General features: G+C 65.4%; 18 protein-coding genes and 1 tRNA gene. 7 read left to right on the forward strand and 12 right to left on the reverse strand.

Going from position 1 to position 14,199, the window contains the following annotated elements:
• Positions 1-94: 94 nt before the first annotated feature.
• Together AC5P5M_RS13395 and AC5P5M_RS13400 are read right to left on the reverse strand one after the other, a co-directional pair.
• On the reverse strand, positions 95-481 hold the full coding sequence (locus AC5P5M_RS13395) for a DUF2946 family protein (protein WP_476343016.1): 387 nt from the start codon (positions 479-481) through the stop codon (positions 95-97).
• A 130-nt stretch (positions 482-611) separates the two neighbouring features.
• A complete protein-coding gene (locus tag AC5P5M_RS13400) occupies positions 612-992 on the reverse strand; it encodes a tautomerase family protein (RefSeq protein ID WP_476342291.1) in 381 nt (126 codons plus the stop codon).
• Between the two features lie 423 nt (positions 993-1,415).
• Between AC5P5M_RS13400 and AC5P5M_RS13405 the strand changes: the two genes are divergently transcribed.
• The 7 genes from AC5P5M_RS13405 (at position 1,416) to AC5P5M_RS13435 (ending at position 5,652) form a co-directional block, all read left to right on the forward strand.
• A complete protein-coding gene (locus AC5P5M_RS13405) occupies positions 1,416-1,808 on the forward strand; it encodes a PAAR domain-containing protein (RefSeq protein WP_476343018.1) in 393 nt (130 codons plus the stop codon).
• Positions 1,808-2,311, forward strand: coding sequence for a DUF4123 domain-containing protein (locus AC5P5M_RS13410; protein ID WP_476342293.1), 504 nt, complete (start codon positions 1,808-1,810; stop codon positions 2,309-2,311). Before AC5P5M_RS13405 ends, AC5P5M_RS13410 begins: the two co-directional genes overlap by 1 nt.
• Positions 2,292-2,639 carry a hypothetical protein gene (locus AC5P5M_RS13415; protein ID WP_111187168.1) on the forward strand — a complete coding sequence of 116 codons (348 nt, stop codon included), beginning with the start codon at positions 2,292-2,294 and terminating at the stop codon, positions 2,637-2,639. Before AC5P5M_RS13410 ends, AC5P5M_RS13415 begins: the two co-directional genes overlap by 20 nt.
• Positions 2,640-2,752: 113 nt before the next feature.
• Complete coding sequence (locus tag AC5P5M_RS13420; RefSeq protein WP_476342295.1) at positions 2,753-3,415, forward strand: Tox-REase-5 domain-containing protein; 663 nt, start codon at positions 2,753-2,755, stop codon at positions 3,413-3,415.
• Positions 3,412-4,173 (forward strand): Imm52 family immunity protein, encoded by a 762-nt coding sequence (locus AC5P5M_RS13425; protein ID WP_445393816.1) that lies wholly within the window; start codon positions 3,412-3,414, stop codon positions 4,171-4,173. Before AC5P5M_RS13420 ends, AC5P5M_RS13425 begins: the two co-directional genes overlap by 4 nt.
• A 458-nt stretch (positions 4,174-4,631) precedes the next feature.
• Complete coding sequence (locus tag AC5P5M_RS13430; RefSeq protein ID WP_461288977.1) at positions 4,632-5,036, forward strand: hypothetical protein; 405 nt, start codon at positions 4,632-4,634, stop codon at positions 5,034-5,036.
• Between the two features lie 52 nt (positions 5,037-5,088).
• Positions 5,089-5,652: a hypothetical protein gene (locus tag AC5P5M_RS13435; RefSeq protein WP_476342298.1), complete on the forward strand. Its 564-nt coding sequence runs from the start codon at positions 5,089-5,091 to the stop codon at positions 5,650-5,652.
• 84 nt (positions 5,653-5,736) lie between these two features.
• Here the strand turns inward: AC5P5M_RS13435 and AC5P5M_RS13440 are convergent.
• The 10 genes from AC5P5M_RS13440 to fabD form a co-directional block, all read right to left on the reverse strand.
• Positions 5,737-5,811, reverse strand: a tRNA-Val gene (locus AC5P5M_RS13440).
• A gap of 113 nt (positions 5,812-5,924) precedes the next feature.
• On the reverse strand, positions 5,925-6,278 hold the full coding sequence (locus tag AC5P5M_RS13445; protein WP_053520428.1) for a PilZ domain-containing protein: 354 nt from the start codon (positions 6,276-6,278) through the stop codon (positions 5,925-5,927).
• Positions 6,275-7,231 (reverse strand): DNA polymerase III subunit delta', encoded by a 957-nt coding sequence (locus AC5P5M_RS13450; RefSeq protein ID WP_164152178.1) that lies wholly within the window; start codon positions 7,229-7,231, stop codon positions 6,275-6,277. Before AC5P5M_RS13450 ends, AC5P5M_RS13445 begins: the two co-directional genes overlap by 4 nt.
• A complete protein-coding gene (tmk, locus tag AC5P5M_RS13455; protein WP_495206018.1) occupies positions 7,228-7,893 on the reverse strand; it encodes a dTMP kinase in 666 nt (221 codons plus the stop codon). Before tmk ends, AC5P5M_RS13450 begins: the two co-directional genes overlap by 4 nt.
• Positions 7,890-8,951 carry an endolytic transglycosylase MltG gene (gene mltG / locus AC5P5M_RS13460; protein WP_495206019.1) on the reverse strand — a complete coding sequence of 354 codons (1,062 nt, stop codon included), beginning with the start codon at positions 8,949-8,951 and terminating at the stop codon, positions 7,890-7,892. The genes tmk and mltG overlap by 4 nt, the downstream gene beginning before the upstream one ends.
• 164 nt (positions 8,952-9,115) lie before the next feature.
• Positions 9,116-10,480, reverse strand: coding sequence for an aminodeoxychorismate synthase component I (locus AC5P5M_RS13465; RefSeq protein WP_164152175.1), 1,365 nt, complete (start codon positions 10,478-10,480; stop codon positions 9,116-9,118).
• Between the two features lie 101 nt (positions 10,481-10,581).
• A complete protein-coding gene (gene fabF / locus AC5P5M_RS13470; protein WP_053519103.1) occupies positions 10,582-11,844 on the reverse strand; it encodes a beta-ketoacyl-ACP synthase II in 1,263 nt (420 codons plus the stop codon).
• Between the two features lie 142 nt (positions 11,845-11,986).
• Positions 11,987-12,226, reverse strand: coding sequence for an acyl carrier protein (gene acpP / locus AC5P5M_RS13475; RefSeq protein ID WP_053519101.1), 240 nt, complete (start codon positions 12,224-12,226; stop codon positions 11,987-11,989).
• A gap of 152 nt (positions 12,227-12,378) precedes the next feature.
• Complete coding sequence (fabG, locus tag AC5P5M_RS13480; protein ID WP_053519099.1) at positions 12,379-13,122, reverse strand: 3-oxoacyl-ACP reductase FabG; 744 nt, start codon at positions 13,120-13,122, stop codon at positions 12,379-12,381.
• 82 nt (positions 13,123-13,204) lie between these two features.
• Positions 13,205-14,149 carry an ACP S-malonyltransferase gene (gene fabD / locus AC5P5M_RS13485; protein ID WP_476342303.1) on the reverse strand — a complete coding sequence of 315 codons (945 nt, stop codon included), beginning with the start codon at positions 14,147-14,149 and terminating at the stop codon, positions 13,205-13,207.
• Positions 14,150-14,199: the final 50 nt, after the last annotated feature.

Below are 14,199 nucleotides of genomic sequence, written 5' to 3' on the forward strand. Positions count from 1 at the left end.
GCACCGCGGGGCAGCAGGAAGGAAAGCGCACGCGGTAGCGCCAGGCCATGCCTGGCGGCTTCCATCAGAGGGAATGCACGGCCGCGCGCGCGGCTCAGCCCGCCAATGCCGCCGGTGGTCCCCGCGCCCCGAGGGTTCCCGCCAGGCGCGCGGGCACTGCCAGCACAGCGCCCAGCCGCGCCCGGCAGACCGGCGCCAAGGGCACCAGCAGCAGGAACGTCGCCACCAGCAGGGTGATCAGCCGCGCCGCGATCAGGCAGTAATCGCAATCCACGCCCATTTCATGGTCGGCGTGTGGATCGGCGGGCGGATTCTTCGCGGCCTCATCGTGCGGCGTCGCCATCGCATGATGGTCGTGATGGCCTTCCATCGTGTGCTGCGCATGCAGCGAATGATCCATCGCCGCCACCGGCGCCGGCGCTGCCACGCGGCCATGCGCCACCCAGCGGCTCACCAGCGGGGCAAGCAGCACCAGCAGCAGGGCGAGCCATGCCAGGGCCTGGAACCGGTGGTGGAATCGGGGGCGGTGCACCCGGGCATTCTACGGCGCGGCGCCGCAACCTTGGACCACGTTCAGGGTTTTGCCCCTGCGACAGGGTGACGCAGGCGCCTCACGTCGCGTACTGGGCAACGCCATGCCCGAACGACCAGTTCTCCTTCTTCACTTCCACCAGATTGATGAACACGTCCTCGCGGCGGATGCCCACTGCCGAATGCAGGCCGTCAGCAATGCCCGCGTACAGCGCCTTCTTCTGCTCCAGGGTGCGGCCCTCGTTCCAGGTGATCTGGATGCAGATGAAATCGTCGGAGCGCTGCACACCCAGGTAACTGGGGTCGTAGACCAGGGTGGCGGCGTCGTGCTCCTGGAAAATCTGGAAGCGGTCGTTCTCGGGCACGCCGACCGCGCGCATGGCCTGGTAGATGGCCTCGCCGACACGCTGCAGGTAGTCGGCGGATTTGCCTTTGCGGAGATCGATGCGGGCGAGCGGCATGGTGGGGCTCCCGGGTGGAGGGTTGGGAGACGATGCGCCGGGCTGCTGGATTTCTGTGTGAAATGTCGCGCGAACGCGCGTCCCGTTTAGGGCCCTGCAATTTCCTCCCCCAGGAGGGCGCACTTCTCAGCTTCCCTGCCGCTCCGCGTTCGTTCTCTGAGTACGAGGGTGCATGTCGCTTCTCGCAGGTTTCTGAACTCATCAACGCAGCGTCCCGCAGACCACGCCCCTGCCCTCATTGACTGAATCCCGCGGCCCCAAATTTCTGGAAAGCTCTTGTTTCTCCAGCAAAAACGGGACAAGCGATCACAATCAGCAGCTGCATGGAGTGCCATAAGTGACAGCATGATGGCTGCAACTGCTTGATGGATCTTGTTGCCGGGTTGCACGCTGGGCACCGACCAACAGGTTCGATATCTCAACGTGAGACGACACTGGATTGTCGTTGGTGACACGACCAGCAGTAGCGGACGCGTCATCAACGGCTCACCCTGCACAGACATCGAGGGCCGCGCCGTCGCACGTGAAGGCGACAGCGCCACCTGCCCGCTGCATCAGGGGGTCTTCCCGATCATCGAAGGCGAGCCCACCCTTATCATCGACGGTCACCCCGTCGCGCTCCACGGGCACCGTCTCGCATGCGGCTGCCAGCGTGTTTCCACCCAACAGCGCCTGGTGTACGTCAGCGAAGCGCCTTGTACTGCCGCACCCTCAACGATTGATGTCTCGACAGGCTCCTCTCCCGGAGCGGCCATCTGCCTGGAGTGCCTGCTCACTGCAGGCACCAGCGGCGCTCCGCTTCTGGTGCGCTCGTGATGGCGTGGACAGCATTCGCTTTGGTGGACTGCGCCGCCGCCCCTGAACGAGAGGGCGAACTCCGCCATTACACTCAGCAGGACACACTGCTCCACCGCTCGCTGTTCACAGGACAGCCCGAGAGCGATCTCGTCCAAGCTTCTCCCTGGCTGATCGAGTTACCTTGGGGAGCGATCCAGAGACCTGTACATCGCTGGCTGACCTGCCTCGGTCGTCAGTCTTCGGGCGTCACGATACTGGCTTCAGCGACAGCCTTCAATCCATTGTTTCAACATCTGCAGACGAAACTGGACATCTCGCTGCCGGACGGGTCGTTGGCATTGATGCGCTACTACGACCCCAGAGCCTTCCTCCGATACTGCGATGTCCTCACTCCCCGACAACAGCTGGACCTGCTCGGTCCGGTACTGGAGTGGCAGGTCACGTTGAACAGTCAGGACTGGACTCTGGTCCGAGCCGATCTCGAAAGGCCAGGTGCACGCGATGCTGACACTCAGCGCTGAACAGTATGCGAGGCTTTGCCTCCCGGATCCAGCAACGTTCGTCGTCCCGCTTTCGCGCGAAACCAGAAGACACTTTCCTGTCGAGACCGCCCAACGAAGCGACGAGGAACTCGTCGAGGATGTCCGTGCAAGTTACCGGCACGCTATGACATCCCTGCACATCACGCATCTACCGACGCTGGTGCGCTGGGTGAAAGCCGATGTGGCCTGGGCCCGCGGGTTGCGCGACCAGGCAGTCACCCGGGTCTGGTTCAACGAGACCGCCCATCCCAATGCCACGGCAGCGGACCTTCTAGCACTGCTGGCCTCTTCCCGCATCACAGACTGAACTGAAAGGACCAGAAAATGGGTGCTGTGCCATTCCCTATTCCCCCTCCCCCAGTGACGTCGCCAGGGGCATGGGATCCGGTTCGCGATGCTCCCGTTCCGTTCCCAGACCAGATGCCAGGAACCACGGCAGGCGGCCCGACGCTCGGCCAGATATGGCAGAAGATCAAGGAAGCGACGGGTGTCGAAACTGGAGTGAAGACCGAACCCAGGGTACAGACGAGCGAGACAGATTGCTCGCAGACGAGCAACCAGAATGACTGCAACGCCTGCAAGCTGGCACAAGGCTACCTCGTGCCCGCGAACTACACGATTCCACTGACTCAGTACCGGAACTACGACTACCAGCTGCGAATCGCCAATCGCCTGGCCGGACCGGAGAGCTTCGATTACACGTATGGGGGCACCGCACTGGACAGATCTCGCGCAGCTATCCTCCGCGAGAAGAATCAGATCACCATAACCGAGTGGCAGTGCGCAGGTATCCGGTTTGATGGCTTCTGGCGAAGAACATGTACCGCCGTTGAAGCGAAAGGCCACTACTCCCAGTTCTTTGACGAGAAGGGAACATTACGCTTGTGGGCTGCGCTGAAGTCTGGAAAGAGAAGGGAGAATATTGAGGAATCCTGGATAAGACAGTTAAGTACGCAGCATGGAGTCATCAGCGGCTTCGGACGACCCTCAAAACTGGAGTGGCACTTCCTCGAACGAGTGTGCTACATGGCCGCACTACGCCTCTTTGGCCCACTTGCCTCAGTCTGCAGATACTCACCATGACCGAGATATACAACGCATTCATAGATACAACTGTGCCGGTGGAGGTGCTGAGTGCTGAAGCGGCCTATCGACAACTGTTGCAACTTACCGAAGAGCTTGGCGAGATACATCACCTTTTCCAGAACTGGGCGCTTCGTGATTCCTCTGGCAGACCGGTACCTCTAAGCGACAAGGCAAGGTTCATCGATGCAGTCGCCGAGAACGCCGCCTACTACCATAGAAAGTACCCAACTGCGGCCAATTCAGGCGGTGCCGGCGCTTCCATTACTCCCGCCTTGAGCCAGAAAGCTCATGATCAACCTGGCTGTCCTACGCTGGATTACAGGCCGTGGTTCGGCAGGGTCACCCTGAGCATCAACGCCCCCGTCGACGCGTTTGGTCCAGATGGCACATCCGGCATCATTCGATCCTGCATCCGAAGCATAGCAACCCGTTTGGATGCCGTGTTCGTTGCGACAGACGTTACGTCCCCACTCCCGGACGGAGAGGGATATGAAACCTACGCACACTTCCATCAACTGTTTCCCCATCGACGCTGGCTGGGCTGGATGGGATTTGTACCCCACCTCGTGCCGAAGAAATTCATTCCTGAAGCGGCGTCCATGGAGGTCGTGAAAGGCAAGGGAACGATGATCGTAGCGCTGGACGAACCCTTCGATCTGCGCAACCCGGAACATCTGAGGCGCGTGCATCAGGTTGAACTGCGGATGGCGAATGCCGGGCTGCTGGACATCACCGACCCGACGCTGCTCGAGTGATCCGGGCATCGTGCGCAGCGTGACGCAAACAACCCGCGGCGCGTACCGCGTTGTCGCGACGTGCACCGACAGCACGTGCAGCGCGCGGCATCGGAAGTGACGTTGCTCGCAGCGCGCCCGTGCACTGTCGCACAGATCGAGATCTCCCTCCTCCGCATTGGCATGAAAGAGAATTTTCCTTACAGACCGATGTGATTGCGCAGCCGGATGATCGCCGCGCCGAGGCAGATTGCCTTGGCCGGGATTGGCGTCTCGAATAAACGAACGAACTTCCACCGCTGCGGTTCACGCCTCAGCAGAGAGAATGCACCGATTGCCTTCAATGGCGGCCGGTGCGTGGGGATCGACAGATCCGCCAGGCCTTCCTCTCGGTGGAAGTTCGTTTGCCTTGGTACGCCAACCCGCACCGTCCGCCACCTTCACTCGGAAGGTGGCCCCACGCCAGTGAGGGTTTCGCCATGACCAACCGCACCGCTGTCCATCCCCGCCTGCACGCCCTGATCGGCGACATCGCCGCCGACGTGCCCGAGGACCTCGCACGCGAGATCGAGTGCGCCTTGCACGAACAGAGTCTGCCCGTGCAGTCGCCTGCCTTCTTCACGTACCTCAATGCCATCAGCTGCGCCGACGGCGATGACGGGCAACCGTGCAGCAGCCTCACTCTGGGCGCCAGCAATCACGCGTCGCTGCGCCGCTCGCTGTCCGGACTCAGTGCATTGCTCGATCTGCTGCAGGCGGGCGATCGAGCGCGCGCCGAGGGTGGCCCGGACCAGCAGTTGGGTGCCTTCCACACTGATGGACTTATCGTGGCCGCACGACAGCTGGTGCGCGAGGCGAATCATTGCCTCTCCGGCGCTGACTGACCGGCCCGGATGCCCTCCCGCTACAATCGCACAGGGAACGCAGGAGGCCGTAATGGACGCCGAACATCTGGACTACTTCAAGGCCGCACTGGAAGGCCGCGCAACCGTGGGTTGGAACGTATGGTTTGCCGCCAACCAGCACGCGCTGGCCCAACAGCTGAGCCGCCCTGCACTGCTGCGGTTGAAGTTCAGAAAACTGGATGAAGCCGAGTGCCTGCTCGCCGACGCCGGCATCGTACCTCGCAGTACGGCGGGCAAACGCTACGAAATGTACTGCGCCCAGTTCTCGGAGGACGTGGTGGACGCAAACGGTCGCCCGCTGCCGGCCATCTGGCGCGCGGCGCACGACGGTGCGATCGGCCTGCTGGCCGAGGGCGAACACGAGGCCGGCCAGGCGAAGCTGTTCGCGGAGTTCCGCCGCGTCCGCAAGCGTGGGTTGCAGCAGGCCCACGAATGGTTGGCCGATCTGTGCTTTGAAGGCGAGATGGAACTGACCAGCGGCAATGCCGAGGTGGGCCGTGGTCTGTTGGCGGTGGTGGTGCAGGCCGGCAGCAGCCACGACCTGTTGGATGCGACGGCGATGATCGCGCGGGATCTGCTGGACCAGCACGGCTGATGGCAGCCGCAGCAGCGACGCTGGCACGCATCATCAGATAACAAAAAAGCCCCCATTTCTGGAGGCTTTTTTCGTTCTGCAACATGGTGGGCGGTACAGGGATCGAACCTGTGACCCTTGCCGTGTGAAGGCAATGCTCTACCGCTGAGCTAACCGCCCGGTGTGTTGCTGAGCCGCTCATTATAGGAACTTTTCAGAGGCCGTCAACAGTTTTCACATTCGTCTTCACTGGTGTTTTCAGGGCGTGCCGCCGGGCGTGGCCCGGCCCTACCTCACATCGTGTGGGTGGGCTTGTCCGAGCTGGTCAGGCCGGCCAGCTGGGTCTCGATCTTATGGCGCACGCCCTCGCCTTCGGCGCCGTCGGCCAGCTGCACGCCGATGCCCGCGGTACGGTTGCCCTGCGCCCCTGCCGGGGTCACCCAGATCACCTTGCCGGCCACCGGCAGGCGCTCGCTGGAATCGGGCAGGGTCAGCAGCAGGAACACCTCGTCGCCGAGGAAGTAGCGCTTGGGCGTGGGCACGAAGATGCCGCCATTCTTCACGAACGGCATGTACGCGCTGTACAGCGCGGCTTTGTCCTTCACGGCCAGGGACAGGATGCCCTGGCGGGCGTTGCTGGCACTCATCGATTTCCCCTTGCGGCAGGCCGCTCGTTCACCTTGTTCCAGGCCAGCAGCAACTCGACCACCGCAAGGTCTGCACGCACCGTGGTGCGCAACAGGTCGCGGGTGCGGTTGGCAGCGTCGAACCAGGCTGCCAGCTTGTGCAATCGCTCCGGCGCGGTCAAGGCGTCCGTGCTGGCCTGGGCCAGCGCTAGGTCGGCGGCGAAGCGCAGGCGCAGCGCCGCGTTGTCATCACCGCACCACTTCTGCGCCAGCTCCACCGCGCCGGTCCTGCCGGTGGCCAGCTGCTCCAGGTCGCGGGCCACCTCACGGCGCAGGCTCAGCCCGTCCTCGCGCAGCCAGTTGTCGGCCTGGCCGGGATGGCCGCGCGCGGCGTCCAGCGCTTCGCGTGCGGAGGCGTCGCTGTGGCCCTGCTGCTGCAACCAGGCCAGCGCTTCCTCGTGCGGCGGCAGCTTGAACTCCAGGCGCTGGCACCGGCTGCGGATGGTCTGCGGCAGGCGTGCAGGGTCGCTGCTGATCAGCCACAGGTAGCGGCCGGGCTGCGGCTCTTCCAGCGTCTTGAGCAATGCATTGGCCGCGGAGCGGTTGATCGCATCGGCCGGATCGACGATCACCACCTGGGCCACACCGTACTGCGGGGTCAATGCCAGTTTGTCGGTGATCTCGCGCACCTGCTCGATGACGATCTCGGTACGCAGCTTGTCGCCGCTCTTGTTCGGAATGAAGCTCACCAGCTGCAGGTCCGGGTGGGTACCGGCAGCGATCAGGTGGCGGGTGCGCGCGGCGTGCGCGGCATCGCCCTGCGCCAGCACGTGGTCGGCCAGCGCCAGCGCAACCTCGCGCTTGCCCAGCCCGGCCGGGCCGCAGATCAACAGGCCATGCCCCAGCCGGCCCGCGTCGAGCGCGGCCACGGTCTGATCGAATGCGCGCTGCTGCCAGGGCGAGAACGTGCTCATGCGCCCTTTCCTTCCTGCAGCCAGCGCTCGACCTGCGCGATCACGTCGGCGGCCACGCGTTCCTGCACCTGGCCCGCGTCGATCACGGCGAAGCGCTGTGGGTCCTGCTGGGCGCGGCTGCGGAACACTTCACGCACGCGCTGGAAGAAATCGTCCTGCTCGCTCTCGATGCGGTCCGGCCACAGGTCGCGTCCATTGGCGCGCGCACGACCGACCGCCACGTCCACATCCAGCAGCAGGGTCAGGCCCGGCAACAGGCCAACGGCACGGCGCTCCAGCTCGGCAATCCACTGCGGGTCCAGGCCACGGCCCCCTCCCTGATAGGCGTAGCTGGAATCGGTGAAGCGATCACTCAGCACGTAGGCACCGCGCTGCAGGGCCGGCTGGATCACCTCCCGCACGTGCTGCGCGCGGGCGGCGAACACCAGCAGCAGTTCGGCCTCGGCACTGAGCGGCTCGGCGGCGATCTCGGCATCGGGCTTCAGTATCAGGCTGCGGATGCGCTCGGCCAGCGGCGTGCCGCCCGGTTCACGCGTCAGCACGACCTCATGGCCATGCTTGCGCAGGCACGCGCGGATGGCATTGATCGCAGTGGTCTTGCCGGCGCCTTCGCCGCCTTCCAGGCTGACGAAACGTGGGTGGCGTAGCAGCGCGGGACTCATTGCGCCGGGGTCTCCTGGGTGCGTTGCTGGCGCAGCTGCTGCAGGTAGCGCGCTACCGCAGCGTTGTGCTGGTCCAGGCTGGACGAGAACACGTGCGCGCCACTGCCATCGCCAACGGCGACGAAATACAGTGCATCCCCCGCTGCCGGCTGTGCCGCGGCCATCAGGGCGTCGCGGCTGGGCATGGCGATGGGGGTCGGGGTCAGGCCCGCACGGGTATAGGTGTTGTAAGGCGTATCGGTGGTCAGGTCGCGGCGGCGGATGTTGCCGTCATAGGCCGCGCCGATGCCATAGATCACGGTGGGATCGGTCTGCAGGCGCATGCCGATCTGCAGGCGGCGCATGAACACGCCGGCAATCTGCGGGCGCTCGCTGGCCAGCGCGGTTTCCTTCTCGATGATCGATGCCAGCGTCAGCAGCTCGTACGGCGTGTTGATCGGCAGGTCCGGTGCACGGCTCTGCCAGGCCTCGTCCAGCGCCTTTTCCATTGCCGCATGCGCACGCTTGAGCACATCCACGTCGCTGTCACCGCGCTGGTAGATGTAGGTCTCCGGCAGGAACCGGCCTTCCGGATGCTGGCCGCCGAAGCCCAGGCGCTGCATCAGTGCCGCATCATCAAGATCATCGGTGGTGTGCAGCAGTGGATCGGCACGCTTCAGCGCCGCGCGTAGCTGGCGGATGTTCCAGCCTTCGATGATGGTGACGCGGTGCTGCAGGACCTTGCCGGCGCGCATGCGCAGCAGCAGCTCGCGCGGGGTCAGCTGGTTGTCCAGCGCGTACTCACCCACCTTCAGCTTGCCGGCGGCGTCGAGCTGGCGTGCCAGCAGCTGCCACTGTGCGTCCTGGCCTTCGTCCACGCCCGCCTCGCGCAGCTTGCGCAGCGCAGTGTTCAGGCCATCGCCGCTGGCGATCACCACGGTCTCTGCGGACGGGGAGATCCGGGCATCGGCGAACTGGGTCTGCTTGTAGAAGAACCACGCACCCGCGCCGGCCACGACCGCGACCAGCACCACCAGCAGCGTTACCACGAACAGACACCCGCGCTTGGCTCCCGCCATGGATTACCTCAGAACTCGATTCCGTCGTGCAGGATACCGTGCCGGTGGTGTGGGGTCATGGCTGGGGTGGCACCCAACCCCGCTTCGCTCGCCGGGCATGGCCGGCGCTACCGGGAGGGTGATGCGTCGGTAGCGCCGGGCCATGCCCGGCGGGAGTCGATCGCCTACCCTTGCTGGCCCAGCGCGCGCAGCAGGCCACGCGCTTTGGCGCGGGTCTCGTCCAGCTCCTTGTCCGGGTCCGAATCGACCACGATGCCGGCGCCGGTGCGGAAACTGACCTCGTGGCCGTCCACCTCGGCGGTACGGATCAGGATGTTCAGGTCCAGGTCGCCATCGCGGTTCAGCCAGCCGAACGCCCCGGTATAGGCACCGCGCGGCACCTGCTCCAGCTCGCTGATGATCTGCATGCAGCGCACCTTCGGGCAGCCGGTGATGGTGCCGCCGGGGAACGTTGCGGCGATCACTTCGCCGGGGGTGACCTCCGGGCGCAGATGGCCGCTGACGTTGCTGACGATGTGGTGCACATGGGCGTAGCTCTCCACCGTCATCAGTTCATCAACCACCACGGTGCCGGGCAGGCAGATGCGGCCCAGATCGTTGCGCTCGAGGTCAATCAGCATCACGTGCTCGGCGCGCTCCTTCGGGTGCCCGACCAGCTCCTGGATGCGCGCGGCATCATCGTCACCCTCGAAACGCGGGCGCGTGCCCGCGATCGGCCGGGTCTGCGCGTGGCCGGCATGCACCGATACCAGCCGCTCCGGCGAGGAGCTGACCACGTGCCGCCCAAACGCACTGAACAGGCCGGCAAACGGTGCGGGGTTGGCGCGGCGCAGCTGTGCGTACAGGGCCTGCGGGCTGACCGGCGTGGCGAACTGCGCGCTCCAGCGCCGCGACAGGTTCACCTGGAACACATCGCCGGCGCGCAGGTAGTCGATCACCCGGCGCACGCCGTCGGTGAAGCGCTGCGGCGCGTCTTCGCCGACCGACTGCGGCGGCTGCCAGCCCTGCCCCGCCTCCGGCAGCGCCTGCGCGGCCAGCGCCACCAGCGAGTCCAGCAGCGCCTGCTCGCCCGCTTCGGCGATGACGAAGCTGGCGTGGTTCTGGTGATCGTGCAGCACGGCCGCCGGGCAGCGCAGCGCCAGTGCCGTCGGCCGGCCATCATCGCGCGCACGCGCCTGCAACACCGGCTCGATCTGGCTGGCCACTTCGTAGTCGAGCATCAAGGCCCAGCCGCCGCGGAACGGCAGGCTGTGACTGCCATCGTGCGGCAGCCGTGCCTGCTGCCAGGCGCGGTCCAGCGCCTGCAGGAAGCTGCCGGGCTGCACCGTATCCTGCTGGTCGCGCACGCAACCATCGGCATCCAGGCGCAGCGTGTCGCCCTGTGCGGCCAACAGCAGGCTCCAGCGCCCCTGCGCGGTGCCGGAAGCGGTGGACTCCATCAGCAGCGGGAAACGTTCCGGCGCTTGCTGCTGCAGGGCCAGCAGATCGATCGGATGCGGCAGCGGGTGGATCAGCGGGGCGTGGGTCATGGTGGCCTGCAGGGGAATTCAGATACACGGAAGCCGCCTTGCGGCGGCTTCCTCGTGCGTGGAGCACGTCCGGTCGAGCATGGCCCGACGCTACAACCCGGTCAGACGCGCTTGAAGATCAGCGTGCCGTTGGTGCCGCCGAAGCCGAAGCCATTGGACATCACCACGTCGACCTTGGCCTGGCGCGCTTCATTGGGGACGTAGTCCAGGTCACAGCCTTCGCCCGGCTCCTGCAGGTTGATGGTCGGCGGGATGACGTTGTCCTGCAGCGCCATCACCGAGAAGATCGCCTCCACACCGCCGGCAGCGCCGAGCAGGTGGCCGGTCATCGACTTGGTGGAGCTGACCATCATCTTGTAGGCGTGGTCGCCGAAGGCCGTCTTCATCGCCATGGTTTCGCCCAGGTCGCCCAGCGGCGTGGAGGTGCCATGTGCGTTGAGGTAACCCACCTGTTCCGGATTCAGGCCAGCGTCCTTCAACGCCATGGTCATGCAGCGGGCAGCGCCTTCGCCGTTCTCGCTCGGCGCGGTCATGTGGTACGCGTCGGAGCTGGCGCCGAAGCCGGCCAGCTCGCAATAGATCTTCGCGCCACGGGCCTTGGCGTGCTCGTACTCTTCCAGGATCAGGATGCCGGCACCGTCGCCCAGCACGAAGCCGTCGCGATCCTTGTCCCAGGGGCGCGAGGCCTGTTCCGGTGCGTCGTTGCGGGTGGACATGGCCTTCATCGCGCAGAAGCCGCCCACGGCGGTCGGCGAGGAGCCGCGCTCGGCGCCGCCCACCACCATCACGTCCGCATCGCCGTACTGGATCATGCGCATGGCGGTGCCGATCGAGTGGTTCGAGGTGGCGCAGGCCGAAACCGCCGAGAACGACGGGCCCTTCAGGCCGGTGATGATGCTCAGCTGGCCCGGCAGCATGTTGATGATGGTCTTGGGCACGTAGAAGGGCGAGATCTTCTTGCCCTCGTGGAATTCGATGGTCTGCTCTTCGATGCCGAGCAGGCCGCCGATGCCGGCGCCGACGATGGCGCCGATGCGCTCGGCATTGGCGTCGGTGATCTCCAGGCCCGAATCATGCAGGGCCATGAACGAGGCACCGAGGCCGTAATGGATGAACGGGTCCATCTTCTTGGCATCCTTGCCGCTGACCCGGTACTTGCCGAACAGTGCATTGTCGGCGGTGATGTCGAAGCCCTTGACCTCACCTGCAATCTTGGTGGTGAACCGTTCCAGGTAGGAATCGGCGACGTTGGTCAGCGGACCGATGCCCGAACGACCATGGGTGATGCCTTCCCAGCTGCTGGCCAGATCATTGCCCAACGGCGAGACGATACCCAGGCCGGTTACGACGACGCGACGCTTCATTGCTGATTCTCCTGACCCGAAGATGCTTTCGGGCAACGCGGTTTGCTTCGGTGTGATGCGCAAACACACGGGGCCGCAACAGCGGCCCCATGGGGTGCGGTGCGCGCCGGGCGGATGCCCGCACGCGCACTGCCGTCTGACATCAGGCCTTGACGTGGGCCTTGATGTAGTCGATGGCGGCCTGCACGGTGCTGATCTTCTCGGCTTCTTCGTCCGGGATTTCGCACTCGAATTCTTCTTCCAGCGCCATCACCAGCTCGACGGTGTCCAGCGAGTCAGCGCCCAGGTCATCGACGAACGATGCGCTGGTGGTGACTTCTTCTTCCTTGACGCCAAGCTGTTCGACGACGATTTTCTTGACGCGTTCTTCGATGGTGCTCATGGGATCTCGCTCCAGATGGAGTTGTGGTTCAAAAGTGGTCGCCATCAAGGGCGATGGCCGTGGGATAGTGTAGTGGAAACCGGCGCGCCCTTGCATTGCAGCAAAAATCCACGCAGATCAACCACTTGCGGCGCAATCCGTGCGCCCCTTGCTTACGGCATGTACATGCCGCCGTTCACATGGAGGGTTTCGCCGGTGATGTAGCCGGCAGCCGGGCTGGCCAGGAAGGCCACCGCATGGGCGATGTCTTCCGGCGAACCCAGGCGTTCGAGGGCGATGTCGTTGATCAGCGCGGTGCGCGCTTCTTCCGGCAGTGCCTTGGTCATGTCGGTGTCGATGAAGCCCGGCGCGACCACGTTGACGGTGACGCCACGCGAGCCGATCTCCTTGGCCAGCGACTTGCTGAAGCCGATGATGCCGGCCTTGGCGGCCGCGTAGTTGGCCTGGCCGGCATTGCCGGTCACGCCCACCACCGAGGCGATGTTGATGATGCGGCCCTTGCGTGCCTTCATCATGCCGCGCATGACCGCCTTGCTGGTGCGGAACACGCTGGTCAGGTTGGTGTCGATGATCGAGGCCCAGTCATCGTCCTTCATGCGCATCAGCAGATTGTCGCGGGTGATGCCGGCGTTGTTGACCAGGATCGAGATCGGGCCGAATTCCTTGGCGATGCCATCCAGCACGCTGTCCAGTGCGGCGGCATCGGTGACGTTCAGCGCGCGGCCGTGACCACCGTGGGCCGCCAGGCGCTCGCCGATCGCAGCAGCGCCGGACTCGGTGGTGGCGGTGCCGATGACGGTGGCGCCCTGGGCGGCCAGCAGATCGGCAATGGCGGCACCGATGCCACGGCTGGCGCCGGTGACCAGTGCGATTTCACCCTGCAGGGGCTTGCTCATGATGGTTTCCTCAGACGGGGGCAGCCGCCCCACCCGCGCCGCGTGCAGCGGCCACTGGCAGGGTCGGCAGGAACAGGGGCGATCAGGCCGACCATGCCTCGCGGGCGCTTTCAAAGTCGCCCGGGGTGGCCAGCGAACGGCCGTCGATGGCCTTGTCGATGCGCTTGACCAGGCCGGTCAGCACCTTGCCCGGGCCACATTCGGCAACGTGGGTGATGCCACGGGCGGCCAGGGCCTGCACGCAACCGGTCCACTGCACCGGCTGGTACAGCTGCTGGACCAGCGCGGTGCGGATGGCATCCACGCCGTCGTGCACCTGGGCATCGACGTTCTGTACCACCGGCAGCTGCGGAGCCTGCCAGGACAGCCCGGCCATCACTTCGGCCAGACGGTTGGCGGCCTCGCGCATCAACGGGGTATGCGAGGGCACGCTGACGGCCAGCTTCACTGCCTTGCGCACGCCCTTTTCGGCCAGTAACGCCAGCGCGCGGTCGACTGCTGCCGCATCGCCACCGATCACGATCTGGCCGGGCGAGTTGAAGTTGGCCGGTACCACCACCTGGCTGCCCGCTGCTTCGGCGCAGACGTCCAGCACCAGTTGGTCTTCGGCGCCGAGCACGGCGGCCATGGCGCCCACGCCGGCCGGAGCCGCGTCCTGCATCAGCTGGCCGCGCAGGCGCACCAGGTGCGCACCGTCATGCAGGCTCAGCGCGCCAGCGGCGACCAGCGCCGTGTACTCGCCCAGGCTGTGGCCGGCCAGCACCGACGGGCGCGGACCACCCACGGCGTTCCAGGCGCGCCACACGCCGATACTCGCCGCCAGCAGGGCCGGCTGCGTGTATTCGGTACGGTTGAGCATTTCCTCCGGGCCACCCTGGGACAGCGCCCACAGGTCGACGCCGGCACCATCGGATGCCTCGGTGAAGGCCTCACGCACCTGCGGGTGCAGCTCGGCCAGCTCGGCCACCATGCCCACAGACTGCGAGCCCTGGCCGGGGAAGACAAAAGCGAGGGTGGATACGGTCACGCGGTCATCCGCTTGTTGCAATCGAAGCGGGCCATGATAAGGGCGAATCC

This window comes from Stenotrophomonas sp. YJH_SMC_106-19 (genome assembly GCF_059368375.1).